This is a genomic window from Plantactinospora veratri, from assembly GCF_036421995.1.
Lineage (GTDB): Bacteria > Actinomycetota > Actinomycetes > Mycobacteriales > Micromonosporaceae > Plantactinospora > Plantactinospora veratri.
On record NZ_JAZGQL010000028.1, the window covers coordinates 33,040 to 58,374 of the forward strand.

Annotated in this window: 22 protein-coding genes and 1 pseudogene; 10 read left to right on the plus strand and 13 right to left on the minus strand. The window is 70.0% G+C overall.

The annotated features are described in order from the left end of the window. Positions 1-16 precede the first annotated feature (16 nt). From V1634_RS28205 to V1634_RS28215, 3 genes are read right to left on the minus strand one after another with little or no spacing between them, the layout of a single operon-like run. Positions 17-997 carry an Acg family FMN-binding oxidoreductase gene (locus V1634_RS28205; RefSeq protein ID WP_407951863.1) on the minus strand — a complete coding sequence of 327 codons (981 nt, stop codon included), beginning with the start codon at positions 995-997 and terminating at the stop codon, positions 17-19. Beyond that, positions 994-1,128 carry a hypothetical protein gene (locus tag V1634_RS28210; protein WP_331210758.1) on the minus strand — a complete coding sequence of 45 codons (135 nt, stop codon included), beginning with the start codon at positions 1,126-1,128 and terminating at the stop codon, positions 994-996. Before V1634_RS28210 ends, V1634_RS28205 begins: the two co-directional genes overlap by 4 nt. A 17-nt stretch (positions 1,129-1,145) precedes the next feature. Beyond that, positions 1,146-2,402, minus strand: a complete 1,257-nt coding sequence (locus tag V1634_RS28215) for an MFS transporter (protein ID WP_331210759.1) — start codon at positions 2,400-2,402, stop codon at positions 1,146-1,148. Between the two features lie 54 nt (positions 2,403-2,456). On the opposite strand from V1634_RS28215, the gene V1634_RS28220 reads away from it, so the two are divergent. Continuing rightward, complete coding sequence (locus tag V1634_RS28220; RefSeq protein ID WP_331210760.1) at positions 2,457-3,230, plus strand: helix-turn-helix transcriptional regulator; 774 nt, start codon at positions 2,457-2,459, stop codon at positions 3,228-3,230. Positions 3,231-3,277: 47 nt separating this feature from the next. Here the strand turns inward: V1634_RS28220 and V1634_RS28225 are convergent, their stop codons facing one another. The 4 genes from V1634_RS28225 to V1634_RS28240 form a co-directional block, all read right to left on the minus strand. After that, positions 3,278-5,302, minus strand: coding sequence for an ABC transporter permease (locus tag V1634_RS28225; protein WP_331210761.1), 2,025 nt, complete (start codon positions 5,300-5,302; stop codon positions 3,278-3,280). Further along, positions 5,299-6,729: an extracellular solute-binding protein gene (locus V1634_RS28230; RefSeq protein ID WP_331210762.1), complete on the minus strand. Its 1,431-nt coding sequence runs from the start codon at positions 6,727-6,729 to the stop codon at positions 5,299-5,301. The genes V1634_RS28225 and V1634_RS28230 overlap by 4 nt, the downstream gene beginning before the upstream one ends. Before the next feature lie 733 nt (positions 6,730-7,462). Next, complete coding sequence (locus V1634_RS28235) at positions 7,463-8,917, minus strand: endo-1,4-beta-xylanase (protein WP_331210763.1); 1,455 nt, start codon at positions 8,915-8,917, stop codon at positions 7,463-7,465. A 710-nt stretch (positions 8,918-9,627) separates the two neighbouring features. Continuing rightward, entirely contained in the window at positions 9,628-10,194 is a 567-nt protein-coding gene (locus tag V1634_RS28240; protein ID WP_331210764.1) for a hypothetical protein, read from the minus strand. On the opposite strand from V1634_RS28240, the gene V1634_RS28245 reads away from it, so the two are divergent. The 4 genes and pseudogenes from V1634_RS28245 to V1634_RS28260 all read left to right on the plus strand — a co-directional run bounded on the left by V1634_RS28245 (position 10,193) and on the right by V1634_RS28260 (position 12,643). Further along, a complete protein-coding gene (locus tag V1634_RS28245; RefSeq protein ID WP_331210765.1) occupies positions 10,193-10,483 on the plus strand; it encodes a hypothetical protein in 291 nt (96 codons plus the stop codon). The genes V1634_RS28240 and V1634_RS28245 overlap by 2 nt on opposite strands. A gap of 33 nt (positions 10,484-10,516) precedes the next feature. Continuing rightward, positions 10,517-11,125, plus strand: coding sequence for a TetR/AcrR family transcriptional regulator (locus V1634_RS28250; protein ID WP_331210766.1), 609 nt, complete (start codon positions 10,517-10,519; stop codon positions 11,123-11,125). 260 nt (positions 11,126-11,385) lie between these two features. Then, positions 11,386-11,671, plus strand: a pseudogene (locus V1634_RS28255) (transposase); the annotation flags it as partial. Between the two features lie 270 nt (positions 11,672-11,941). Continuing rightward, positions 11,942-12,643 carry a response regulator transcription factor gene (locus V1634_RS28260; protein ID WP_331210898.1) on the plus strand — a complete coding sequence of 234 codons (702 nt, stop codon included), beginning with the start codon at positions 11,942-11,944 and terminating at the stop codon, positions 12,641-12,643. Positions 12,644-12,843: 200 nt separating this feature from the next. Here the strand turns inward: V1634_RS28260 and V1634_RS28265 are convergent, their stop codons facing one another. Further along, the gene (locus tag V1634_RS28265; protein WP_331210767.1) at positions 12,844-14,049 is read right to left on the minus strand and encodes a monooxygenase; all 1,206 of its coding nucleotides are present in this window, start codon (positions 14,047-14,049) and stop codon (positions 12,844-12,846) included. A gap of 259 nt (positions 14,050-14,308) precedes the next feature. On the opposite strand from V1634_RS28265, the gene V1634_RS28270 reads away from it, so the two are divergent. Then, the gene (locus V1634_RS28270; RefSeq protein ID WP_331210768.1) at positions 14,309-16,456 is read left to right on the plus strand and encodes an MMPL family transporter; all 2,148 of its coding nucleotides are present in this window, start codon (positions 14,309-14,311) and stop codon (positions 16,454-16,456) included. A 207-nt stretch (positions 16,457-16,663) separates the two neighbouring features. On the opposite strand, the gene V1634_RS28275 is transcribed toward V1634_RS28270, so the two are convergent. From V1634_RS28275 to V1634_RS28285, 3 genes are read right to left on the minus strand one after another with little or no spacing between them, the layout of a single operon-like run. Continuing rightward, the gene (locus V1634_RS28275) at positions 16,664-18,115 is read right to left on the minus strand and encodes a HAMP domain-containing sensor histidine kinase (protein WP_331210769.1); all 1,452 of its coding nucleotides are present in this window, start codon (positions 18,113-18,115) and stop codon (positions 16,664-16,666) included. Further along, the gene (locus V1634_RS28280) at positions 18,112-18,786 is read right to left on the minus strand and encodes a response regulator transcription factor (protein ID WP_304598409.1); all 675 of its coding nucleotides are present in this window, start codon (positions 18,784-18,786) and stop codon (positions 18,112-18,114) included. The genes V1634_RS28275 and V1634_RS28280 overlap by 4 nt, the downstream gene beginning before the upstream one ends. 56 nt (positions 18,787-18,842) lie before the next feature. Further along, positions 18,843-19,415, minus strand: coding sequence for a transposase (locus tag V1634_RS28285; RefSeq protein WP_407951864.1), 573 nt, complete (start codon positions 19,413-19,415; stop codon positions 18,843-18,845). A 400-nt stretch (positions 19,416-19,815) separates the two neighbouring features. Between V1634_RS28285 and V1634_RS28290 the strand changes: the two genes are divergently transcribed. The 3 genes from V1634_RS28290 (at position 19,816) to V1634_RS28300 (ending at position 21,755) form a co-directional block, all read left to right on the plus strand. Then, positions 19,816-20,613 carry a hypothetical protein gene (locus V1634_RS28290; protein ID WP_331210770.1) on the plus strand — a complete coding sequence of 266 codons (798 nt, stop codon included), beginning with the start codon at positions 19,816-19,818 and terminating at the stop codon, positions 20,611-20,613. A gap of 208 nt (positions 20,614-20,821) precedes the next feature. Beyond that, positions 20,822-21,550 (plus strand): methyltransferase, encoded by a 729-nt coding sequence (locus V1634_RS28295; protein ID WP_331210771.1) that lies wholly within the window; start codon positions 20,822-20,824, stop codon positions 21,548-21,550. A gap of 34 nt (positions 21,551-21,584) precedes the next feature. Beyond that, the gene (locus V1634_RS28300; RefSeq protein ID WP_331210899.1) at positions 21,585-21,755 is read left to right on the plus strand and encodes a CDGSH iron-sulfur domain-containing protein; all 171 of its coding nucleotides are present in this window, start codon (positions 21,585-21,587) and stop codon (positions 21,753-21,755) included. Here the strand turns inward: V1634_RS28300 and V1634_RS28305 are convergent. Both V1634_RS28305 and V1634_RS28310 read right to left on the minus strand, forming a co-directional pair. Beyond that, positions 21,747-22,658 (minus strand): iron-containing redox enzyme family protein, encoded by a 912-nt coding sequence (locus tag V1634_RS28305; protein WP_331210772.1) that lies wholly within the window; start codon positions 22,656-22,658, stop codon positions 21,747-21,749. The genes V1634_RS28300 and V1634_RS28305 overlap by 9 nt on opposite strands. 49 nt (positions 22,659-22,707) lie before the next feature. Beyond that, positions 22,708-23,856 (minus strand): carboxylate-amine ligase, encoded by a 1,149-nt coding sequence (locus tag V1634_RS28310; RefSeq protein WP_331210773.1) that lies wholly within the window; start codon positions 23,854-23,856, stop codon positions 22,708-22,710. 329 nt (positions 23,857-24,185) lie between these two features. Between V1634_RS28310 and V1634_RS28315 the strand changes: the two genes are divergently transcribed. Then, positions 24,186-25,301 carry a peptidoglycan DD-metalloendopeptidase family protein gene (locus tag V1634_RS28315; protein WP_331210774.1) on the plus strand — a complete coding sequence of 372 codons (1,116 nt, stop codon included), beginning with the start codon at positions 24,186-24,188 and terminating at the stop codon, positions 25,299-25,301. The last annotated feature ends 34 nt before the right edge of the window (positions 25,302-25,335 follow it).

Here is a 25,335-nt window from a genome sequence, read left to right on the forward strand (position 1 = left end):
AAGGGGTGGGCGGCGGTCATCGGTGCGACGTGACGGTCTCGTCGATCACCTCGTCGACGTCACGGCGAGGAGACGGCCGGCCCGGTTCCCCGTACCCGATCCGCATGACCATCTGCGGCGTGCCGTACCTGCCGAGTGCCAGACGTAGCTGTTCGCGGGCCGGGCGCACCTCGATAGGTTGGGACAGCATCGAGACGGCGAGGCGACTGTCGGTGGCGGTGAGGAGTACGCGTTGCAGCGCCTGACCGGCGACGATCTGGTCGGTGGCGCTGTCGCCGCGCGAACCGAGCACGGCGACGAGGGGTTCGAGTTCGTAGTCCTGGCCGGGCGCGCGGGCGTGTACTCCGAACGGCCGTTGGGGAAGCAGGTCCTGAGGTTCGGGAAGCGGCCCGCCCGCCTCGGCCGGTACGCCGTCGGCGGCGCACGAGGTGCGGATCCAGCGCGCCAGCTCCGCCCGGTAGTCCCGGTCCCGCGCCAGCACCCGGTCGGCGGCGCGGGCGATCTCTGCTACCGCCTGCACCGCGACCGGTCCGATGACCATCTCGAGCCACGCCTGCTCGGCACGGGCGGCCTCGATGAGGCGCCACCGCGTGTCCGCCGGGACCGGGTCGGGCCAGAACGGTGCGCGGTTGCTGTGCCGGCGGAAGAGGGCGGCATAGAGGTTCCGCTCTGCCGGTGTCGCGGGCCGTGGCCGGCAGGGGACCAGCCGGGCCACGGTATCCAGCTCGTGCGGGTAGGGGCGCAGTCGCACCTCGGCCGGCGTTCCGGCGACCGCGAGCGCCAGGCGCAGGTTGAACAGGGCCGCGCCGCAACTGATCCGCGCTGCCCAGCGGGTGGGATCGCCGACCGGCGGCAGCCGCTCCGGGTCGACCCGCACCTCGATCGCTCCGTCGACGAGCCGGAAGCGCCAGGGCTGGCTGTTGTGCAGCGACGGCGCCCGAACCGCCGCGGCCACCGCGGAGCGCAGATCGGCCGGGGTGAACCTGGGGCCGATCATCGCGACGCCCTGGCCGAGACCAGGACATGCCGGTGAGACGGGTCCTGCCGGGTCACCGCCCGCACGACGGCCAGGCTCCGCCGGACGGTGGAAGACTCGGCCACCGCGTCGGGCAGCTTGCTGGTGATCATGACTCGCCTCCCGCTTCTCACTCCGAATCCACCATCGCTGCGGTGACGTTGCGGCGGGCAGGGCCGGACGTCCCGACCGGTGGGGTCCGAGTCCCTTTCCCGCCGGCAAGACACCCCCGCCGCTGGCATGCCGGGCCTGGCACGCCGGGATCCTGGAGGGTGCGAAACAGCAACCAGCTCAACACCGGCATGGCGATCAAGGGCGTCAGCGCGGTCCGCAGCGAAGTGGCGTCGGCCAGCCGGCCGATCATCGGGCTGGCGAGGCCGCCGATGCTGACGGTCAGCCCCAGGGTGATCCCGCTGGCGGTGCCAACCTTCGACGGCAGGTAGTCCTGGCCGAGCGTGACCTGCAGGGAGAAGGGGACGTAGAGCCCGACCGAGGTCAGGGCGACGAACAGGTAGAGCGCCGGGCCTGGTATCCACACCAGGCCCGCGATCGCCACCGCGGTGAGCGCGTACGACCAGCGCGATACCGTCGTCCTGCCCCACCGGGACGCCGCCGAGCCACCCAGCACCGACCCGATGACACCCCCGAGATAGAGCACGAACAGTGCCAGCGTTCCCGCGACCGCGTTGTCGTTCATGCGCTGCTGGGCCAACAGGGCGATGAAGGTGCTCAAGCCAACGAACGCGATCGACCGGAACACCACCGCGAGGCTCAACCGCACGAAGGAACCGATGTCGTCGGCCCCGGCCGAAGTCGAACCGCCGCTACTGGTGGCGACGCCCCGCGTCAGTGCTCGCAGCACGGGCAGAGCCATCGTGGTGCCGGCCAAGGCCGGCACCACCAACATCGGCGTCCAGTTCAGGCCGCCGGCTGCGCTCACCGCGGCGACCATCAGCGGCGCGAGCGCGAAGCCGATGTTCCCGCCGGTGGAGAAGTACGCCATCGCGGTGTGGCTGCCCTGGCTGATCCGACGGGCGATGCGGGCCGACTCGGGGTGATAGGCAGCCACCCCGACACCGGAGATCGCGACGAACAGCAGTGTGAGCGGGTACGAGCCGCTCAGACCGCTCGCCGCGATGCCCACGCCGCTGAGCAGCGTGCTGACCGGCAACAGCCAGGGCATCGCCCACCTGTCAGCGATCAGACCGAACAGCGGCTGCGCCACCGAAGACAACAAGGAGGCGGCCAACACGATGCCGGACGCGATCGCGTAGGTGTAGGCGCGTTCGGCGACGAACAGCGGTACCAGCGCCGCGACCGTGCCCTGATAGACGTCCACGCAGGCATGGCCGACCGCGAGCAGAGTTATCGTGGGCTTCCTTCGCACCTTGCGATGGTGCCAACCACCAACCCTGTCTGACTTCCGATAAACTGCCAGATGATGACGGAAGTCCGCCACCAGCCTGTGGCTCCCACCCGCACCCGGTGGCTCTCCCCCGGCGGCGAGATCGACGCGCATCGCCACGACGACCATCAGCTCATCTATGCCTCCCGGGGCGTGGTGGCCGTCACCACCGATCGGGGCTCGTGGGTTGCTCCGGACACCCGCGCCATCTGGGTACCGGCTGGCACCGTCCACGCACACCGCGCCTACGGAAAGCTCGAACTGCACCTGGTAGGTATGCCCGCCACCGACAACCCACTCGGCCTGGCCTCCCCAGCCGTGCTCGCCGTCGGTCCACTGCTGCGCGAGCTGATCGTCGCCTACACTCACTCCACCGGCGAGCAGGGTCCGGAACGCGACAGGCTACGCGCCGTACTGCTCGACCAACTTCGCGCCTCGCCCCAGCAGCCGCTGCACGTACCCAAACCCCGCGAACCCTTGCTGCGGGCCGTACACGCTCTGCTCCAGGCGGACCCCGGCGACAACCGCACGCTTGCCGACTTCGGCCGCGAGGTCGGGGCCAGCGACCGTACGCTGTCCCGGCTGTTCCGCAGCGACCTCGGCATGACCTTTCCGCAGTGGCGCACCCAGCTGCGACTGCATCACGCGCTGGTCCTACTCGCCGACAACAAGCCGGTGACCGTCGTGGCACACCGGTGCGGCTGGTCCTCGACCAGCGCGTTCATCGACGTCTTCCGCCGCACCTTCGGCCACACCCCGGGCGCCTACCCGGGCGGACAGGCCGTTGCCGGCCGGCCACCCGGGCGGTAGACCCCACGTCGCTCACACCGCCCCACCCGAGCCGCGGGCATCCCAGGTCAGCCCTTCACCGCGCCCGCGGTGAGTCCCTCGGTCAGAAAGCGCTGCCCGAAGGCGTACATGACCACCACGGGGATGCTGACGAGCAGTGACGCCGCAGCGAGCTGCCCCTGCGGCACGACGTCCCCGGTGATCATGGACTGCATTCCCACGGGGAGCGTCTTGTACTCGTCCTTCGTGATGAACACGAAGGCGAAGAGGAACTCGTTCCAGGCGTTGGTCAGGGTGAACAGCGCGACCGCCAGCAGTCCCGGCTTGGCGAGGGGCAGCACCACCCGGCGGAACGCCTGGAGGCGGGTGCAGCCGTCGACCAGCGCGGCCTCCTCCAGCTCGACGGGAATCGACGAGAAGTACCCCACCAGCAGCCAGGTGGCGAACGGAAGCGTGAAGGTCGGATATGTCACCACCAGGGACCACAGCGAGTCCGTGAGCCGCATCCCGATGAGCAACTGGTACAGCGGGATGAACAGCAGCGCGCCCGGCATCACGTAGGTGATCAGTACTGTGACGGTGAAACTCTGCGCCCCGCGGAACCGCAGCCGGGCCAGCGCGTAGCCGCCCAGGGCGGCGCAGACCAGTGCCACCGCGGTGGACGCCGCGGACACCAGCACCGTGTTGAGGTACCAGCGACCGAAGGGCTTGGTGGCGAAGAGGTCGGTGAACTGCTGCAAGGTCCAGGGCGTCGGCCACAGGTCGTGCTCGCGCATGACGATCTGACCCTCGGACTTGAATGCCGTGACGGCGATCCAGTACAGCGGGGCCAGGACGAAGAGGAGCAACCCGGCCAGCGCGACACCGGACGCCAGGCGCGACACCACCGACGACGCCCGGCGCCGTCCCCAGGTCTGGAGTGCCGACACCACCCGGCCGACCGCCGCCGCGATCAGCAGTATCACCCCGAGGACCAGCGCGGCCTTCCAGACGATGTGTGGCGACGCCCAGGCCAGTAGACCGGTGAGCACCAGGGCGACGACCCACGGCAGCACCTTCCGCGCCTTCCCCGCGTTCCACGCCTGCCGCGCCGTGCGGGCACGTCGGGGCGGCCCGTTGCCGGCGTCCCGCCGCAGCAACCGGACCAGCACGAACACCAGCACGCCGATGACCGGCAGCATCACGAGCGTGACCGCTGCCCCCGCGCCGTACTGCAGTTGCAGGATCGCCTTGGAATAGGCGACCAGCACGTACGGCGCGGTCGCGTTGCCCGGGCCACCCTGCGTCAGCAGCCAGATGAGGTCGAAGTTGTTGAACGTCCAGATCGACGACAGGGTCACCGTCACGGTGATCACATGACGCAGTCCGGGCAGCGTCACGTGGAGGAAGCGCTGCAACGACGAGGCACCGTCGACGGTGGCGGCCTCGTACAGGTCTGCCGGGATGGCCTTCAACCCCGCCAGGAACGCGACGGTGAAGAACGGCACCCCCTTCCACACGTTGACGAGGATCACCGACGGCATGGCCAGCGACGCCTCGGAAAGCCAGCCCGCCGGCCAGGTGTCGACCAGGTGGGCCTGGGCCAACAGCGGCCCGATCCCCGACTCGGTGAGCAGCATGTTGACGCTGCCGAAGATCGGATCGAGCAGCGAGCGCCAACTGAACGCCGTGACCACCGTCGGCACCACCCACGGCAACAGGAGCAGCCCGGCCAGCACCGCCCGCCCGCGGCGCAGATGGTGCAGCAGCAGGGCCGCGGAGAGCCCCAGCACCACCTTGAAGACCTCGGCGTACGCGGTGAAGACGAACGAGTTCACCACGCCGGTGCGGAACTGCTCGTCGCTGGCGAGTGCGACGTAGTTGGCCAGGCCGACGAACACGCTCTGCTGCCCGTGCCGTTCCGTCGTGCTGGTGACGACCGACCAGGCGATCGGCACGAGCACGAGCCCGCCGACCAGTACGGCGGTGGGCGCCAGAAACAGCGCCGCCAGCCGCCAGTCACGACCCAGCCGCCGCTGGCTCGTGGTGAGGCCGTGCCCCGGCGGCGAGGTTGCCCCCGTCGCCGGGGCCGGCGCTGGACGGACCGATCTCACTGCGGCAGCCCCTGCTGGGTGAAGATCTGCACCATCTTGGCGTGGGCGGCCTGCACGGCCCGCGCGGGCGGCGTGCCCTGGATGACCTGCTGCATCATGTCGGTGAGGACGTAGGCCCCCACGGCGGCCTGCTGGCCCGCGCTGGCCTTCTGCGGGAAGTTCAGGCCATTCTTCGTGGTCAGCGGCAGCGACTGCTCGGTGATCCTGCGCATGATGGGGAATGCCGGGTCGCCGCTGGTGAAGAACGGGTCGGCGTCCCAGACCTTCTCCCAGGCGGGCAGCGCCAGGCCGGGCGCCTCCTTCGCCACCCCGAGCAGCGCGGGGGCAGTGACCAGGTACTGCGCCAGGAGCTTGGCGAGTGCGGCGTTCTTGGCGCCCTTGAAGATGACGAAAGCCTGGGACTGGCCGAGCAGCAGCGGATTGTCGGTGGCCGGGCCGATGCAGTCGGCGAAGACGTGGGTCTTGTCGTAGACGGGGTTCTTCTTGGTCTTGGAGTCCGCGTAGACGCTGAGCTGGTTGCGGGTGTAGCCGAGGATCCCGGCGAGCCAGTTCTCGTTGTTGCTGGAGTCGGTCCAGGCGGCCACCCCGGGCGGCAGCATCGGCTTGTACTTGGGATTGGTGTAGATGTCGCCGAGGAAGGTCACCGCCTGCACCGTCTCGGGCGAGTCGAAGGTGACCTTCCTGCCGTCGTTGGAGGCGATCGCCCCGCCGTACGAGTTGATCAGCGCCTCGATCATGCCGTTCGCGTCACCGGACCGGTTCACGGTCATGCCCCAGCCGAACCGGCGCTTGGACGGATCGGAGATGGCCAGGCACAGGTCTCGCAGTTCCTCCCAGCTGTAGATGTCCTTGGGAGTGATGCCCTTGTCCTGCATCCAGTCCTTGCGCAGGAACGAGCCGATCCCGATGAAGTGGTAGGGGATGGCGAACCACTTGCCGTCGAAGACGCAGAAGTTCTTGGACTCCGCGGTGGGCTCGCCGTACTTGGCGGTCAGCGCCTGAACGACGTCCGTCACGTCCTCCAGGTCGCCCAGCGCCTGGAACTGCGCGACGAACCGCGAGTCGGTCATGAACGCCAGGTCCCGAGCCACGCCACCCTCGACCTCGGCGTGGATCTTGGCCACCACGTCTCCGGCGTCGGCCTGGACCAGACTGTTGTCGATCTTCGTACCGGTCGTGTCGGCGAACTTCTTGATGGAACTGTCGAGCGCCGCGTTCGCCGCCTCCGAGTACAGCTTCTGCGACAGCATCCCCATCGAGGAGCCCTTCAACGATGCCGCAGCGTCGATCAGCTCCTTCGGGACCTCGGCCTGCACCCGGGGGGTCGACGGCGAACTGTCCCCGCACGCGGCCAGACCGGCCGCGCCGAGTAGCCCGGCCCCCAGTCCCAGAAAGCCGCGCCGGGATCGCAATGGGTTGTCCACCATGTCCTTTGCCTCCTTCGTCTCACCTCACCGCTACACGTCGAAGGGGGCCGAGAGGCCTGCCGCCTCCCCTGTAGACACCTACGAACCGCACACGAGGACGGATCGCCCGATCGAGTGGTCGCAGCCCGCCTCTACCGCGTAGTCACCGGAAAGCTGCCCCGGTACGCGGCGGGACCTTCCCCCGACTTGCCCCGAGACACCCGCGCCGCCAGCCCGGGACGTCGGCCTGCCCGGCGGTGCGCTCACCTTACACATTGCGGAAAGTCGCGCCTAGGGGCGGAGCGGAATCCGGGGGATCAATACCATTTGTCGCCATCAATGACGCGATCGAGTTCGGGCCACCGCCCTGCGGCCCCGCGCCATTGAGGACGGTCACACGCTTCGTCGCGGCGCCGAAGTCGGCGTCCATCCCGCCCGCACGCGCCCCTCCCGGCAGACGCTGGCGCCGAAGCCCACCGCGCAGCCCGGCCTGGTAGATCCCTCGAGTGCCAGAGCAGCATGGGTGGTGCTCGGAATCGCCGACGCCCGGCACGATCGCCGTCGCGTCCGGGCGGCGTCCAGCGGACTGCGACAGGCGCGTGTCGAGAGCGGACAGAGCGCTCCGGCCGCCCGGCACCGGCGGGCGGCGACCGGGGGCGCCTTGGGAGTGGACAGGCAGATCCTGACGCTGCGTATCGTCGACGTCTTGGCTGTCCTGGACGGGCGCACGCCGCCCGTCCAGGACAGGTGACGCTCAGGAGGCGGTGCACACCGGGGTCAGGCCGGCCGCCGTTCCGGTGCCCTGGAAGCCGAACTCGGTGGACTGGCCGGCGTTCACCGAGCCGTTGTAGCTGACGTTGCTGAACTGCACGGTGCCGCTGGTGCCGCTGCGGTTCGCGCTCCAGGTGTTGGTCACGGTGGCCCCGGACGGCAGGGTGAGCTGAACGTTCCATCCGCTGATCGGCGCGGTGCCGGCGGTGACCTTCACGGTGGCGACGAAGCCACCGGTCCAGGAGTTCAGCGAGATTGTGGCCGAGCAGCCGGTGGTCGGGTTCGGCGGCGCGGACGTCGGCGGCGGGGTGGTCGGGTCGACCGGCGGCGTGGTCGGCGGAACGGACGGGGTCACCGGCGGCGTGGTCGGCGGCGGGGTGGAGTTGCGGCCCTTGTTCAGCTCGTCGAGGACCGCGTGGTAGGCGGCCTTCTTCTGGTAGTTTCCGCTGCCGCCGGTGAACAGCAGGCCCCGCTCCGAGGATCGCCACGACTCGCTGTCGGCGATACCCCAGACGGTGATGCCGGTGCACCTCGCGACGTTCAGGCAGGCCCGGACTACCTTGCGGTAGTTCTCCGCCTGGCCCGCGCCGATGTCGTTGTTGCTCAGGTCGTCGTCGATGTCCAGCTCGGTGATGTGGACCTCGACGCCGAGGTCGGCGAAACGCTGGATGTTGGCCTGAAGGTCGTTGGTGATGATGCTGTTCGGGTTGTCGTTGAAGTGCGCCTGGAATCCGACGCAGTCGATGTACTGCCGGTAGTTGCTGACGATGTCGTACAGCGCGTTGGCCTTGCGGTTCTGGGTACCGCCCTGGACCGTCAGGCCCTCGACGTCGTAGTCGTTGATGCAGAGCTTGGTGGTCAGCCCGCCGGCCTGCACGACCTGCTTGGCCCGGATGAACGAGTCCCGGATGACGTCGGTGTCGCCGCTGTCGAAGAAGTCACCGTCGCCGTTCGCGTCCCGGTTCATGGTGTGCGGCCACTGGTTCCGGCGCCGGCCGGTGTTGTTGTCTTCCAGCGCCTCGTTGACGACGTCCCAGTACGCGATCCTGCTGCCCCAGCGGTTGATGGCGTTACCGATGAAGGTGTTCAGAGTCGCCTGGCTGGCACCCTGCAGCGCGCCGGCCTGCGAGTGCCACACCAAGGTGTGACCCCGGACCAGCATGTTGTTGCTCTGGGCGTGGTTGACCAGGGTGTCCGCGCCGCTGGTGTTCTGCAGCCCGCCGCTCGAGGTGGCGATCCTGTCCGGCTTCATGTCGTTCTCGGGAGTCAGTTGGCTGAACTCCTGACCGACGATCGAGGTGAGCCGGTTGGGTGAGGCGGCTACGCCGAAGAACAGCCCGGCCTTGGCGGCGGCGGCCCGCAGCGTGGTCTCGGCCGCCGCGGCCGGGTTGATGGACTGGACCGTCACCGCGCCGCCCACCAGCAACAACACCGCCATCGGCAAAGCTAATCTAGTAACTCTCTTACGCTGTCTCGGGCTGCCGTTCACGGGACCTCCTCGATGCCTGACGTCAACGATCGACGTCCATGCATGCCTTCGAACGGTCAGTATCGATACCGGTCGGCGCACTGTCAACAAGTTCCGGAAGTATTCCGGAAGCAGGCAAGAGACCGAGAAGTTGGTGGAAGCACGTTTGTGCAGGTGGCGGATTGACGCGACCATGCCGTCGTGCTCAGGCAGGAGGACGACACCCGATCGCGTCCATCGTCGACGCCGCTGGTACCGGAACATTCGAGAGTGGAACCAGTGCGGAACGCCGCCCAAGCCGACCCCTCGGTCGGGCCGACGTCACGCCACCGCAGCCCGTCCACCTCGCCGCGGCGCGATCCAGACAGGGCGACCAGCCCGACATCGCGACATCCGATCCTCGGTGACAACCTCAGGGAGGTAGCCAATTGTCGGGCGGTCCAGACCGCCACCGAGTCGTCGTCGGCGCAACCCTGGTCGACCCCATCGGCTGGAGCTTCGGGAACGGTATCGCGGCCTCCAACACCTCGGCGCAGGCCTCTTCGAACTCGTCCGGGTCCTACGCACCCGGGCCACGAGCCGCCACGTCCACGATCGCGGCGGTCAGACCGCCCGACGGCCCCGGTCGGCGACGTTCTCCCCCACCGGCCCCGCGCCGCAGGATCACCCGCAACGTCGCGTCACTCATGTCCGTTTCCCTCCGCCGCGCGGCCCAGCCGCACGGCCGAGACGAGGAAGAAGATCGCACCCGGAACCGCGTAACCGACCGCGTTGGTCAACGCCGGGTCCGCTGCCGAGGCAGCCGCGAAGAACGAGCCACCGGCCAGCACGGACAGACCACCACTGAAGACCATCGGCCACTGGCCGGCCATCCCGCGGCGCCTGACCGCCACGAGCAACTGGACCACCCCGGCGACCACCGCCCACGCACCCCATACCCGCAGCACGGCCGGGATGCCGGAGGCGGCGGCGACGGCCAGACCGATGGCGGCGAGCGAGCTGACCGCGATGTTGAGATAGAGCAGGGTCGGCGAGCCCGTGCCGCGCGACGCCCGGGCATCGACCACAGCGGCCGCAACGTCGAACAGCGGATACAACACGAACAACGTGCCCACCAGCGGGTTGAGCCCATCCGCGATCGCGAACATCACCCCAGCCCAGACGAGCGCGAACACGAACCGCACGAAATACAGCCGCCGCAGGGCAGCCGCCGTCGACGAGATACCGGGCACGGCAACGGTGGTCATGGATCATCCCTTTCGTCGGGTTCCTGAGGCCACCGCAACCCGCATCGGCCGCGGCCGGAACACCACTCATGAAGGAGAACGAACGTTCTACCAGAGCCACGATGACATCCGCGACCTGTTTCGTCAAGACCGAACGTTCTATCTTCCGTCTGCGGACCGGTCGGCCGCTGGGCGGCGCGAGGGCGGCAGGCTCTCCGGAGACGACCTGCGCCTGCCGTTTGGGCAGGCGCACGACGAGGTCACCCGGGGCGGTCTCGGCTGGTTTGACCGCTTCCATTCGTACGACTAGTAGACCGAACGTTCTATTCGCTAAAGTTCTGGCATGACGCGGAGCGAAACCGAGACCCGGCCCTCCGAGGCGCGACTCCGGCTGCTCAACACCGCGATCCGGATCTTCTACGCGGAGGGCATCCACGCGGTCGGTGTCGACCGGATCATCGCCGAGGCGAAGGTCACCCGGGCCACCTTCTACCGGCACTTCCCGGGCAAGGAGGACCTCGTGCTCACCTACCTGCGCGAGGTCCACCAGCTGGACCGCAGCGCGGTCGACGCGGCGATCGCCGCCAACCCGTCGCCGGTCGACGCCCTCATGGCCGTGGCGAACTCCATCGTCCAGCGGATCCAGTCCCCCGGATTCCGCGGATGCGCGTTCCTGAACGCCGCCGCAGAGTACCCGGACTCCGGTCATCCGGTGCACCAGCAGATCATCGCCCACCGGCAATGGTTCCTGGACCGACTCACGATGTTGATGGCACAGGTCGCGGAGGACTCGTCGGACGCCGCCGCGCGCCACTTCGTCATGCTGCGCGACGGCGCCATGGCAGCCGGTTGCCTGTTCGACCCGGCGCTGGTGTCCGAGACCTTCCTTCGCGGAATCGAAGGACTGGTCCGGATCCACGGCCAGCGCCAGCCAACCGATTCCGCGGGCTAGCTGTCCTGCCCACAGCGCCGTCGCCACCGCGAACGCCTGGAAGTTCTGAGCAGCCAGCCGTACCGGTCGACCTCGGTGACGAGTTGTCGCGCCCGTACCCGTCACACCTACGACGGGACACGACAGAGGCGGAAGGATGACGTGATGGGTGCGGACACGCGGCGTGTTCGAGAAGGTCTGATGCGGACCGGCGTGGCGGCGTATGGCGAGGTGTTGAAGCGGCCAGTGTGGTCTCCGGTGCCGACGCCTCGACGTGGATACCCGCCGACTTGTCCGATGCGCAGTGGACGCTGATCGAGCCGCTGCTGCCCGATCCGAACACCGACGGGCGCCGGGAGAAGCACCCGCGTCACCGAGCAACTGCTCGCCTCGTTGCGGATCAGGGCCCGGGTTCAGCAAGGACGGAGCGCGGATCCGTCGGCCGGGATTATCGACTCCCAGTCCGTCAAGGGGGCCGACACGGTGGGCCGGGACAGTCGCGGCTACGACGCCGGCAAGAAGATCAATGGCCGCAGGCGATTCATCGTCACCGACACTCTGGGTCTGCGGCCGACTCCTGCCAGGCTCAGGTCGACATCGTCGTACACGACAGCGGCCCGCCCGACGACGAACCCGCGCCGGCGGCCAACCGGCCTGAGCGCCGTTCTTAACGGTCGTCTCAGGTTCGCTCGGTATGAAGTAGGCATCGCCGGGCGACCCCGGTCTCGGCCTCGCCGGCACGGCCGATCGCGCCGCGCTCTATGGCGGCACGGTCAGCGCCGGCCCCGCACCGGACGGCGGCTGGACCGTACACGCGACCCTGAAAGGCAGCCATTCATGATCTCTGTGCTCGTGGCGGACGCCCTGCCGCTGCAGCGCTTCGGGTTCCGCATGCTGCTGGAGAGCACCCCCGACACCGAGATCGTCGGCGAGGCCGAGAACGGCGCCGAGGCCGTTCGGCGGACCACCGAGCTGCATCCCGACGTGGTGCTGATGGACATCCGCATGCCGGGCGTCGACGGGATCGAGGCCACCCGGCGCATCGTCACCGCCGGTGGACGTTCACGGATCCTGGTGCTGACGACGCTCGACGTGGACCGGTACGCGCTCGCCGCGCTGCGGGCCGGGGCGAGCGGTTTCCTGCTCAAGGACACCCGCCCGGAGGAGCTGCTCGCCGGCATCCGGGCCGTCGCCGCCGGGGACGCGGTGATCGCGCCGCCGCTGACTCGGCGGCTGCTCGACGCGTTCGCCGACCGGCTCGACGATGACCTCTGCGGGCCGGTGTGCGAGGACCCCCGGCTGGACTCCCTGACCGACCGCGAGCGCGAGGTCCTCGTCGCCATCGGCCATGGCCTGACCAACGGCGAGATCGCGCAACGGTTCACGCTGTCGGAGTCGACAGTGAAGACCCACGTCGGGCGGGTCCTCGCCAAGATCGGCGCACGGGACCGGATCCAGGCCGTCATCCTCGCCTACGACCTGAGACTCACCCGGCCGATTAGCGCTTCATCTCGCGCGTCCGTCAGGGCGCGACCGTAGTTCCCAGCCGCACCGCTCCGGGCCGATCCGCTCCGCGATCTACCGCTCCGCTGCCGGGGCCGCGTGCAGCCGCCCACGTCACCGCCCGTCCGACCGCCACGACGCCCGCACACGTGTGAGAGCGGTGCGGGACGTGTGTGAGCTCAGAGCTGTTTTCAGCTTTGTTGACCTCAGTGAGCTCACACACGTTCGACGCTTCGTCAGGACTTGCGGGGGGAGACCGTCATGATGCCAATGCACATCTCGTCGCTGGTGCCGTCGCCCCACACCACGTAGCGCGGCGGCAGCTTGCTCAGCTGCGGCAGCCGCTTGCGCAGCCCCGCGTCGTGCGTACACGTCACCCGCAGCGTGTCCCCCGGGCCGATCTCCACCGGCGACGGCAGCTTCATCAGCCGCTGGTTGTCGAAGTCGAACTGCGGCACGTCCAGCACGACCTTGGCCTTCGGCGTGCCCGGGTTGAGTTCGACCTTTATGGCCCGCCCGAGCATGTGCATGTGGCCGAAACCGGCGAACAACGTCACCGGCGCCTCCACCTCGTGGTCGCAGGTCTGGGTGTCACCGGGCTTTGGCGCGCCGCCCTGGTTGCACTCCTCCACCTGACGGTCCGCCATCTCGCCGACATCCGGTCCGAACCGCTTCGTCACGTCCGCGATCGAGGCCGCCCGGTCACAGAGCGGACCCGACTCGTCGGCGGCGCAGGGCAGGTCGGTCGGCGCGTCGAGCGACCACGTGACGAGTTCCCGGGTCTGCGGCGTGCCGTCCGTCAGCCGCAGCCGCACCGCCGAGCGGTCCGACCCGGCCGGTTTGCCGTCGGTCGCGAGCAGGTTGTAGTGGATCTGGAGGATGAGCAGGCTGCCCGGCTCCAGCTTGTGGCCGGCGTCCTGGTCGAGCAGCGTCTCCGTGGCGCCCGGCGCCCAGGTGTCCACCCACGCCGCGTCCCCCTCTTCCACCTCGGCGCCGGCCACGCCGGTCCCGCCGAAACACTGCCAGCCGAGGCCGGGGGTCTTCGCGTCATGCTCGCGCACCGCGGCAGCGCCGCCCGGCGGCACCGCGTACACGATGGCGTGGTGCGCGATGGCGACGTTCTCCGGCCTGAAATGAGTCCCGGTCAGGTACTGCGCCTTGGTCAGGCCCGGATCGATCATCTGGCACCGGTACTCGTCCGTGCCGCCCTCCGGCGGCGCGGGCGTGTAGGCCTCGGCCATCTTCAGGTCCAGGAACCGCTCGCCGGCGCGCAGCGGCTGCGGTGGAGCCGACGACCCGCCCGCGTGCGCGCTGTGCGAGCCTGCCGCAGCAGGCCCCGCACTGTTGTCGGCGTCCGACCCGCAGGCGGCGAGAGCGAACGCCGTCACCAGCGCCATGGTGGCCGCCCCGAACCTCCACAGTGGGATATCAGGTTTCGTCATGGCTGAACGCTAGGCCCGATTCCGTCCTGTTTCGTCGTACTGCAGTCGTCTTCCTCGGGAGGGAGGTGGCACCACGGTACTGCTCTCCGGAGCGCCGTTCGACACCCGCACGAGAATCAAGGCCCGTCGCAACTGGTGCGTGCGCTGGGCACCTGGGTCGGCCAACCGGCCTGAGCGCCGTTTTAACGGTCGTCTCAGGTTCGCTCGGTACGAAGTCGGCATCAGATAAGCGATGTAACTCGTATGTAGGAGGCTAGTGGTGGCAGTCAACGCAGCGCCGTCCGGGGAAGCGTCGGCCGGTCGGTTAGCAGGGCGGTGGGTGCCGTGGTTGGTGATCGGGTTGTGGGTGGCGCTGGCGGCGGTCATGGTGCCGCTGAGCGGGAGGTTGAGCTCGGTCACCACCGACAGAGCCGTGGACACGCTGCCGGCCAGTGCCGAGTCCACCAAGGTGGCGGTGCTGGAGGACAGTCTGCCCGGCGGTGAGGACAACACGTTCGTTTTCGTGTACCACCGCGCCGGCGGGATGACCGACGCCGACCGCGCGACGGTCGAGCGCCACTACAACACCCTTGCCAAGCGGTACCCGCCGACGGCGACGGCGACGGCCGGCGAGGACGACGAGGACTCACCGACGAGACCCTCCACCGACGGCAAGGCGATGATGTTCACCCTCGATGTGAGCACGACCTACGGCGGACCGGAGGCCATCGTCGGCCCGCTGCGTGAGGCCGCGAAGGACCGCCCCGCCGGCCTGGAACTCGACGTGACCGGCCCGGCCGCGGTCGACGGCGACATGGACGCCGTCTTCGACGGCATCGACCTACAGGTTTTCCTCACCACCGTCGTCGTCGTCACGCTCCTGCTCATTCTCACCTACCGCAGCCCGGTGTTGTGGTTGATCCCGCTGGTGGTCGTGGGCGCGGCCGCACTGACCGCGATGGCGACCGTCTACCTGCTCGTCAAGGGCTTCGGCATCGTGGTCAACGACCAGAACTCGGCGCTGCTGACGATCCTGGTGTTCGGCGTCGGCACGGACTACGCGCTGTTGCTCATCGCCCGGTACCGGGAGGCACTGCACCACCACGAGAACGTCCGGGTTGCGATGGTCCACGCGCTACGCGGCGCGGCGCCGGCCATCGTGGCATCCGCGGCCACCGTGGTCGCCGGCCTGCTCTGCCTGCTCGTCGCGGACCTGAACAGCACCAGCGGGTTGGGCCCGATCGGTGCGGCCGGCATCCTGTGCGCGCTGATCGCCATGCTGACGCTGTTCCCGGCGGTGCTCGTGGTGCTCGGCAGGCGGATCTTCTGGCCGGCCATCCCGCGGTTCAGCACGGCAGTGGAGGAGAAGCCGGGGCTGTGGGGACGGCTCGGCACCGCCATCAGCCGCCGTCGGTGGGTGGCGACGCTCAGCTCGCTCGGAATTATGGGTGTTCTCGCCATCGGGCTGGCGGGCAACACCGGCGCCCTGCGGGAGCAGGACCAGTTCCTGTCCGCGCCGGAATCGGTCACCGGCTTCACCGTTCTCCGCCAGCACTTCCCGGAGCTCGGCGGCCAGCCGATGACGATCTTCACGCGGCCGGCGTACCAGGAGCAGGTGCTCGACATCGTCAAGGGCACCCGCGGTGTGGCAGAGGCCATCCCGGGCCAGACCAGCGGTGGCTGGGCCGACATCTCCGTGTTCCCGACGGACGCGCCGGATTCCACCGCGGAGTACGACACGATCAAGCGGGTGCGCACCGCCGTGCACGCGGTGAGCGGGGCGGAGGCGATCGTCGGCGGGCCGAGCGCGGAGAACCTCGACACCGAGGTCACCACCAGCCGCGACGAGAAGCTGGTGATCCCGCTGGTGCTCACCGTCGTCCTGATCGTCCTCGGGCTGCTGCTCCGAGCGATCGTGGCCCCGCTGGTCCTGATGGCAACCGTGATCGTCTCGTTCGCCGCAGCCTTCGGCGGCAGCGTGTTCGTCTTCGACACGATCCTCGGGTTCAAGGGTATCGACTATTCGGTGCCGCTGCTGGCATTCCTGTTCCTGGTGGCGCTCGGCGTCGACTACAACATCTTCCTGGCCAGCCGGGCCCGGGAGGAGACCGTGCGTCTCGGCACCAGAGACGGCATGCTCAAAGCCCTCTCCGCCACCGGTGGCGTCATCACCTCGGCAGGCCTGGTCCTGGCGGCCACGTTCGCGGTCCTCGCCACACTTCCGCTGGTGATGCTGATCGAGGTCGGGTTCCTGGTCGCCTTCGGCGTGCTGCTCGACGCCCTGCTGGTGCGGTCGGTCCTGGTGCCCGCCCTCACCCTGCTGATCGGCCGGCGGATGTGGTGGCCGAGCCGGCTGTCCCGACCGGTGGAGCCGCCGGACGGTCAACGGCCGCTCGTGGACGATGAGGAGCTCGCGCTGCAACGGTGAGCGCGGCGGCACGGACGAGATCCGGGACGGGGACCCAGGCCCGTCCCGGATCTTTTCGTGGGCCCGACACTCGCCGCCCTTCGGTCCTGCGCCGTGCGGCCAGGGCTGGGGTCCGGCGCACCGCGGTGTCCTGCCCCGACGGTGAACCGCGCGGGGCCATGCCCGAGGGCCGCCGTCCCTTGTCCTGCGCCACGCCGCCGGGGCAGGTCAGCGCACCGCGGTGTCCTCCCCGGCGGTGAGCCGCGCGATCGGGGCGGGCGGGGCCGCAGCCGGAAGGTCGACCCGAAGCAGCGCGCCACCGCGTGCGGACCGGGCGACGGTGACCCGGCCGCCGTGGGCGTCGACGACCCGCTGCACGATCGACAGCCCCAGACCGGATCCCGGCAACGCCCGGGCGCTGTCGGCACGGTAGAACCGGTCGAACACCCGCGGCACGTCGGCGGCGTCGATGCCCGGCCCGGCGTCGTCGACGTCGAGCACCGCCGACGCGCCCTCGGCACGGAGCCGGACCTGGACCGGCTGGCCCGCGGGAGACCACTTGCCGGCGTTGTCGATCAGGTTGAGCACCGCCCGCTGGAGCGCAGCGGGCCGCCCGCTCACCCACACGGAGGTCACGTCGAGCGCGACCTCGATGTCGGGCACGCGGGAACGCGCCCGGGTCGCTGCGGCCACCACCACGTCGGCGAGGTCGAGCAGCTCGGCGCTCTCGTCGCTGACGTCACCGCGCGCCAGGTCGGTCAGCTCGGCGGCAAGGGTGCTCAACTCGGCCACCTGGGCGCCGAGATCGTCGAGCAGCCGGGTCCGGCTCTCCGCCGGCAGTGCGCTGTCCAGGGTGCCGCGCCGATCGAGCCGGATCAGCAGCTCGACGTTGAGGCGCAGGCTGGTGAGCGGGGTCTTGAGCTCGTGGGCGGCGTCCTCGGCGAGCAGCCGCTGGGCCCGCCGGGAGTCCCGGAGCGCGGCGAGCATGTCGTTGATCGACTGGATCAGCCGCCGGATCTCCCCACCGCCCTCATCCGGGATGTCGGCGTCGAGATCCCGGGTGTGCGCGACACGTACCGCGGCGGCGGTCAGCCGGTCGATCGGTGCCAGCCCGGCCCGCGCCACGGTCCGCCCGACAAGGGCGCCCCCGGCCACGCAGAGCAGCCCGATCAGCAGCATGCCAAACCCGAACTGGTTGATCGGGCTGTCGTCGGTGACGCGGGCCACCTGGACCGCGCCGTCGCCCGCCCGCAGCGTGTAGATGACGTAGCCGTCGTCGTCGCTGTCGTTCGACTCCATCAGGTCGGCCGACGCGCCCTGCGCCACGCGCCCGGCGTCCTCGCTGACCGGAGGCAGCGCGGGTTGGCCGACCGGCGTGCGGGTCGAGCCGTCGGGCAGGATGACCCGCACCAGCCGACCGGATCCGGGATACGGCGGTAGCTGGACCCGCGCCAGACCGGCGCGCTCCGCGTCCGTCGCCAGGACGCGGGAGTCGGCGCGCAGCTGATCCTCCGCGCTCTCCTGCAGCTCCCAGTCCAGTAGCTCGCTGGCCACCTGGAAGGCCACGAACACGCTGACCGCGATGGCCGTCGCCGCGATCACCGTCAACCTGGTCCGCAGGGACCGCCGGCGCCACCATCGGGTCAGCCGGCGAGGTTCCCAGCCGGCGGGCCTGCTCACGGAGGAGTCTCCCGCAACGTGTACCCCAAGCCGCGCAGCGTGTAGATCAATCGCGGCTCACCCTCGGCCTCCATCTTGCGGCGCAGGTAGCTCACATACACCTGGAGGTTGTTGGCGGTGGTGCTCATGTCGAAGCCCCAGATCGCCTCGAACAGCGCGTCACGGGTCAACACCCGGGTCGCGTTGCGCATCAGGACCTGCAGCAGGGAGAACTCGGTCCGGGTCAGGTGCAGCGGCCGCCCACCCCGCCACGCCTCGAACCTGTCGGGATCCAGCCGGACGTCGGCGAACGTCAGGAGCTGCGACTCGTCGTCGCCCGGCGCGCGGCGGCGCAGCAGAGCCCGGACCCGGGCCAGCAACTCCTCGGTGGCGAACGGCTTGGGCAGATAGTCGTCGGCGCCCGCGTCCAGGCCCGCGACCCGGTCGGAGACCTGATCCCGGGCGGTCAGCATGAGCACCGGCAGATCCCGACCCGCCGCCCGCAACCGCCGGCAGGTCTCCAACCCGCCGAGGCGGGGCATCATCACGTCGAGGATCAGCAGATCCGGCGCGTCACCACCGACCCCGTCGAGCACGGCGAGACCGTTGGCGACGGTGCTGGTGTCGTAACCCTCGACCTGGAGCACCCGCTCCAGCGACTCACGGATGGCCGCCTCGTCATCCGCGATCATGATTCGCACGCCGGCCGCCCCTCTCCAGTCGATGCTTTTCCGCTCATCCTGCCCGATCAACCTGAGGCCAGGATTAGAACGTGTTCGAGAGGGTGGTGATCAGGTCCAGTTGAACGTTCGGCGGGTCTGCCGGCGGGCCGGTTCGCCGCGGGTGATCCGGCGGGCCATGCCCGCGATCGCCGCCCACCGGATGATCGCCTCGGACACTTCGGGCACTCGTTCGTAGTCGCGAGCCGGCGGCAGGCGGTCAGCCAGGCCAGGGTCCGCTCGACGACCCAGCGGCGCGGATTCACGGCGAAGCCGCGCTGGTCGGCCGGTTTGCGGACGATCTCGATCGTGGTCTTGAGGATGACGTGGGCCCAGTCGACCAGCCGGCCGGCGATCCCTTGATCAGCGAAGACGTACCGCATCGACGGGGCAGCCAGGGCGGCGGCGACCAACGCGCCCCTGGCGCCGTCGCGGTCCTGCCACGAGGCGGCCAGCACCCAGACGGTGACCAGCAGCCCGAGGGTGTCCGTGACGATGAACCGCTTGCTGCCGTTGACCTTCTTCCCGGCGTCATAGCCACGACTGTCGGCCCCGACGGTGTCGGCGCCCTTCACGCTCTGCCCCCGGCTGACGCCACGCAATCGAAGTGCTCGGACGCTACCTTCCGGGCAGGCGTGCCGAGCGTCGCGACGGGCCGTACCCGCCCCCCTCGCCAGCATCATGCCCGCCGAGTTCCTTGCGGTCGTGACCCGCTTGACCGGCCCTGGTACGCAGGATGGCGCGAGCCGCCCCCGCCGGGAAGGTGCGGGGACTGCCGTGGACCGGACGCCCTGCTCACGGCGCGCAGCGCGCCATCGTCCGGGGCAGGTGCCCGGCTGCCGCACCAACCGTCAGGGCCAGGTCCGTCAGCCGGATGTCGAGCGACCGGCACCACCCGGTGCGGCTGTGGAGACGGTCGCGGGAACGGGACAGTCCTCCGGTGCACCGGTCCGAAAGGCATCGCTGTCCGGGCAATCGGCAAGCAGAGAAACGAGGTCCTTCATGAAACGGACGACAATTACCGCCGCTGTGGTCGCCGTCGTGCTGCTCACCTGGCCGGGCACCGCGCTCGCGGCGCCGCCCGGCAACGACGACTTCGACGACGCGATCCCGGTCAGCGGGGTTCTCCCGTTCACCCACACCGTTTCCAGTGCGGACGCGACAACGGCGGCGGACGACCCGGAGTCGTGTGCGAACGGTGTCGTCTCCTCTGTCTGGTACCGGTTCACCCCGACCGCGAGCGGTCTCTACGTGGCCACCGGTACGGCAGAACCGTACGGCGCCTACCTGAGCGTTTTCACCGGCACCCGTGGCGCCCTGACGCCGATCGTCTGCGGCTCCAACCGCGGCGCCTGGTCCGCCGAGGCCGGGACCACGTACTACCTGATGGTGAGCGCCTTCCCCTGGTCGCCCCCGGGCGGCGAATTCACCTTCGAGCTGGACGGGCCGGCAGTACTCGACATCACCCTCGACTCGCACGGCTGGGTCGATCCGCGCACCGGGTCCGCCCGGCTCTCCGGCACCGTGACGTGCCGCGCCACCCACTACACCTGGATAGAGGGCGAACTACAGCAGAGGATCGGCGGCCGCGGCATCTCCGACATCTTCGGTCTGGAGGCGCCCACCTGTGACGGGACGGTCAGGCGGTGGGCAGCCGAGGCGAGGGGGCCGGAGAGGTTCGTGAGCGGTCGAACCTCCGCGTGGGTGCAGGTCTACGCCTGCCCCGACAACGCCACCTGCGTGTCCGACCTCGTCGAGGGCGACGTCACCCTGTTCAACCGTCGGTACGGCCCCGGCTGACCGGTCACCGGCCGCCCGGCGTGGCAGGGACGGCATGGTGTTCGGGGCGTCGGCCGACACCATGTCATCCCCGTCCGCGCCGTACGTCGCACCTGCGCCGTGGGCGGCGACGGACGCTCGTGGGTTTGGTGCGGCGGGATCAGGGAACGTTGGCGGACACGTTGGCCTGATCTTGGGGGGCACACGTTGGCCTGATCTTGGGGGGCACATGACGGTATCCACAGCCACAGCCACCGGACGCCTGCCCAGGGTGGACCTCGACTTCCGGATGCTGCGGCTGCCTGGGGTGTATCGCCCGCAGGCCGACACCGCACTGCTGGCGGAGGCGGCGGCCGCCGCGCCGATCCCACCCGGTGCGCGGGTTCTGGACATGTACACGGGTAGCGGGGCGCTGGCGGTGGTGGCGGCCCGGCTCGGTGCGGGCGAGGTGACGGCGGTGGATGTGTCCCTGCGGGCTGTCATGTCTGTGCGGTTCAACGCCTGGGCGCGTGGGCTACCCGTGCGGGCACGGCGTGGCTCGCTCGTGGAGCCGGTGTCTGCGGCGTCGGGCCGGGCCTCGGCGGACCGGTTGTACGACGTGGTGCTCGCCAACCCGCCCTACGTGCCCTGTCCCTCGGCGGCGGCGCCGACCGGACGCGACCGGGCCTGGGACGCCGGGCCGCACGGGCGTGCTGTGTTGGACCTGTTCTGTGCGGCGGCACCGGGGCTGTTGTCCGCCGCGGGCTTCGTGCTGCTGGTGCACTCGCACGTTTCCGGAGTGGAGCGGTCGCTCCAGATGTTGCGTGCGAGCGGGCTACGGACGTCGGTGACGGCGCGGCGGCGAGTACCGTTCGGCCCGGTCATGCGGGCCCGTGCCGCCTATCTGGAGGATGCCGGTTTGATCCGGCGTGGGCAGCGTCACGAGGACCTGGTGGTGATCCGTGCCGAGCACGCCTGAGCCGCGTCGCGTGGTCGTCGTGCCCGGCGGACCGGTGCTGGTCGAGGGGCCCGTGGAGTTGGTTCTACCGGACGGCAGCACGATCTGCTCGCAACGGTTCATGGTGGCGGTATGTGCGTGCCGCCGTAGCAAGCGCTACCCGTTGTGCGACACCAGCCACCGGCGCCGAGTCCGGGTCGACGCCGAGGACCAGGCGTCAGAGTAGCGCCGACCGGCCGGCCCGCCAGCTTCCGAGCAGGTGCTCACCGAGCCGGTCTTCCAGCAGCGTGGTCGCCTGGATGCCGAACACCACGTCCGCCGCGAGGTCCGGCTCGCGCTCGAGCAGGTCGCCGAGCACGTCGCGCCGCATGATCTGCTCGTGTACGGCGTCGGCCTCGATGTGTTCGGTGTAGAAGAGCCGGCAGGCGGGGTCGGCGCCGAGCCGGGCCAGCGCCTCGTCCATCCGCTGGGCGCTGGGACCGGTGGTGATCTCGGCGGCGGTGAAGTGACCGGCCAGCGCGCCCCGCCACCGTCGGTGCAGCCCGAACAGCGACATCATGTTCACGGTGGCCAGGGCACAGGCCGGCGCCTGGTCCAGGTAGCGCAGGTAGTCGGGCGACAGGTCGGCGGCGGTGAGCAGGTCGGCGAAGAGGCGGGAATGCATCCGCTCGGCCCGGCCGGCACCGAACTCGTCATATTCGACCGCGACGAGGGCGGCCTTGGCCTGACCCTCCAGACGAGGGATGACCCAGGCGTGCGGCTCGGCCTCCTTGTGGTGGTAGATGGAGCGCACGACGAAGTACTCGCGCATCTGCCACCATTCGCCCTTGTCCCGGAGGAAGTGGCTGACACCGGTGCCCGGCACCGGTTCGACGAGCAGCGGTTCCAGGGCGGCTGCCACGTCGGACCCGCCCTCGACCTGCTCGACCAGGGCGGCCAGGAAGACCGCCTCCAGCTCGGCGCGGAGCCGTAGCAGGTCGGGATCCCATTCCCACTCCGGGTCGACATCGACGAATCCACGGTAGTGCAGCTCGTAACAGAGATGCAGGGCGAGCTGAAGGTCATCGCCGAACGGGTCGGCGCCGTTCACGGCGGGGCTGGGCGCGATCCCGCCGGTCAGGGCGCGCACGACGGCCGTCGAAAGCGGGCCGCGGGTGGCGGGAAGCGTGAGAGCGTGGCTAGCCATGAGGTTCCTCCGAGGCTTGGGCCGCTTCGGAATACCCAGGAGCGTCGGATTCATCCCGCAACGTCAGCTCGGTCACCACCGCCGGCAGACCACTCGTCGCGGCGACGCGGCGCTGGCGCTCGGCGCCGGTGCCCCCGGACCGCAGCCGGTGGAGCTGTGCGTGTACCTCGGGCAGGTCGCCGGTCTCCGTGAGAGCGTCCCGAACATGGTCGAGCAGCGCGGCCACCAGATCGGTAGCCGGCACCCGTCGCGACCGTTCGAGATCGACGCCCGGGCCGGTCAGCCCGTAGCGGGCGGCGCTCCACACCGCGGCGGCGGCCATCTGCGCCGGCACCGGCTCGGCTTCCCGGCCGCGATCCAGGTCGGCGAGCGCGACCCGGACCAGGGCCCGGACCAGCGTCGCGTGCAGGACCGCCTCGTCCACCGTGGCAGCGGTGTCGGCGACCCGGATCTCTACGGTGGGCAGCTTGGGCGACGGGCGGGCGAACCAGAACGTCTGCGCCTCGTCAGCCAGCGCGCCACACTCGACGAGCCGGCCCACCTCCGCCCGGAAGGCGGCGTGATCCCGAGAGTACGGCGCCAGCCCGGAGCCGGGGAAACGGGACTGCTGGACGATCCGCCAGCTGCCGTAGCCGGTGTCCCGGTCCCGGTAGAAAGGCGAATTGACGGAGAGCGCCAGGAGGGTCGGCAGCCAGCGGGCGAGGTGGTTCACCACGGCGACCGCGGTATCCCGGTCGGCCACCCCGATGTGTACGTGGCAGCCACACGCCTCGTAGTCGCGAGTCACCTCACCGTACATGTCGTCGATGGCGACGAAGCGCGCCAGGGTCGATGGCACCCCGCCGCCGGACTCCCGTACCGGCGAGGCGCTCGCCACCGCGACAGCCCCGTGGTCTCGTGCGGCGACGGCCACCGCCCGGCGGCCCGCGGCGAGATGCGCGCGCAGCTCGGCGGTAGTCGCACACACACCGGTGGCCGCCTCGGCCTGGGTGTCTCGTAGCTCCCGCTGAATGGTCGCCCCGGCCGGCAGGTCGGCCGCCGAGGCGCGGGCGACGACCTTCTCCGCGACCGGCACGGTCGCCCCGGACGCCGGGTCGACGAGCAGGAACTCCTCCTCGACCCCCATGGTCAACGCGCTCACAACGCGCCGTGGTACCCACCGAGCTCCGTGCACAAACGCTGCGCCGTGGTCCTCCGCAGCGGCCGATCGGCTCGGTGGGCATTGGGCCGACAGGGTACGTCGACATCATCTCGTTGTCCCCGTGTTCCAGGGTGTGGCAGTGCCAGCTCAGGCGACCGTCCGGAGGTTACTTTCAGCGCTGTGACGTGAGCCTGTAGACAACTTTCTTCGCGTTGCTTATCGTCAGCACAACCCAGAGCGATGCTCCTCGATGAAAGAGGCCGTCAATGGTGCAGATCAGACGATGGGCCCGGGTCGCCACAGTCCTGTCGGCGACGAGTATCCTGATCATGAGCACTGCCGCCCACGCCGCGCCCGCGCCGGCCCCGGTGGGGGTGAGCGTCGAGGACGCCGTGGCCGCCAAGCTGCTCCGGCAGGTCAGCACCATGGCGGCGGAGCACACCGATACCTCCGAGACCCGCGTCACCGTCACCCGCCGGAACGGCAACTGGGCCTTCGGCACCGCCGTGACTGTCACCACCCACGAGAAGGACGTCCACCCGACCGGCGCGATCTTCGTCGCCCGGGCCGAGGCCGGGACGTGGCGGGTGAGCTTCGACGGTGAAGCCGGGTTCACCGAGTTGGCCGCCGAGTCGCCCGTGGTGAACGAGCAGGAGAAGAAGGTCTTCGGCAGCACCCCGAGCACCACGTATGCGGGTGGCGACTACCGGACCGGGATGGCCCTGCCGTTCGCGATCGGCCAAACGTGGACGATGACCAGCGGCCCGCACGGTTGGGGCGGCTACGAGACGCCGTACAGCTCCATCGACCTGGCCGGCGGTGACCAGGTGGTCCGCGCGGCGCGGGCCGGCACGGCGTACACCATGTGCACGGGGTGGATCCGGGTGATCCACGACCGCGGCTACTCCACCGACTACTACCACCTGTGGAGCAGCATCTCGGTCAACGGCGCCGCCGTCAGCCAGGGAACGTACCTCGGCAACACCGGCACCGACGTGACCTGCGGCGGGGCGGCGACCGGCCGGCACGTCCACTTCGGACTACGGCAGAACAGCGCGTACGTGGGAATCGCCGGCCACGGCATCGGCAAGTGGGAGTTCGTCAACGGCGCCGGGGCGTACCAGGGCGGCGCCCGGCACGGATCGGCCTGGGCCGGCGTCGGAGGTGGCCTCTACAACCACGGCGCGCTCGGCCTCAACCAGGCGGTGGTCGACGCCAACGGTGGGGGCACCCTGACCAAGAGGTCCGGGCCCGGCACCGGCTACTCGGCACTGGGATCGGTGGGTGACGGGGCCACGGTCACCATCTCGTGCTCTGCCAACGGCACCTCCCACACCGGGCGGTACGGCACCACCTCGCTGTGGAACCGACTCAGCGACGGCGCCTGGGTGTCCGACGCCTACCTCTGGACCGGGGTGAACGGTCCGGTCAACGGCTGGTGCTGAGCCGGCACCCATCCGGCGTCGAGAACGCAACGGG

Coding starts and splice junctions, on each gene's coding strand:
- V1634_RS28205 (WP_407951863.1), bottom strand. CDS start 997: ATGATCGGCCCCAGGTTCACCCCGGCCGATCTGCGCTCCGCGGTGGCC.
- V1634_RS28210 (WP_331210758.1), bottom strand. CDS start 1,128: ATGATCACCAGCAAGCTGCCCGACGCGGTGGCCGAGTCTTCCACCGTC.
- V1634_RS28220 (WP_331210760.1), top strand. CDS start 2,457: ATGACGGAAGTCCGCCACCAGCCTGTGGCTCCCACCCGCACCCGGTGG.
- V1634_RS28230 (WP_331210762.1), bottom strand. CDS start 6,729: ATGGTGGACAACCCATTGCGATCCCGGCGCGGCTTTCTGGGACTGGGG.
- V1634_RS28235 (WP_331210763.1), bottom strand. CDS start 8,917: ATGGCGGTGTTGTTGCTGGTGGGCGGCGCGGTGACGGTCCAGTCCATC.
- V1634_RS28245 (WP_331210765.1), top strand. CDS start 10,193: ATGGATCATCCCTTTCGTCGGGTTCCTGAGGCCACCGCAACCCGCATC.
- V1634_RS28240 (WP_331210764.1), bottom strand. CDS start 10,194: ATGACCACCGTTGCCGTGCCCGGTATCTCGTCGACGGCGGCTGCCCTG.
- V1634_RS28250 (WP_331210766.1), top strand. CDS start 10,517: ATGACGCGGAGCGAAACCGAGACCCGGCCCTCCGAGGCGCGACTCCGG.
- V1634_RS28260 (WP_331210898.1), top strand. CDS start 11,942: ATGATCTCTGTGCTCGTGGCGGACGCCCTGCCGCTGCAGCGCTTCGGG.
- V1634_RS28265 (WP_331210767.1), bottom strand. CDS start 14,049: ATGACGAAACCTGATATCCCACTGTGGAGGTTCGGGGCGGCCACCATG.
- V1634_RS28280 (WP_304598409.1), bottom strand. CDS start 18,786: ATGATCGCGGATGACGAGGCGGCCATCCGTGAGTCGCTGGAGCGGGTG.
- V1634_RS28290 (WP_331210770.1), top strand. CDS start 19,816: ATGAAACGGACGACAATTACCGCCGCTGTGGTCGCCGTCGTGCTGCTC.
- V1634_RS28295 (WP_331210771.1), top strand. CDS start 20,822: ATGACGGTATCCACAGCCACAGCCACCGGACGCCTGCCCAGGGTGGAC.
- V1634_RS28315 (WP_331210774.1), top strand. CDS start 24,186: ATGAGCACTGCCGCCCACGCCGCGCCCGCGCCGGCCCCGGTGGGGGTG.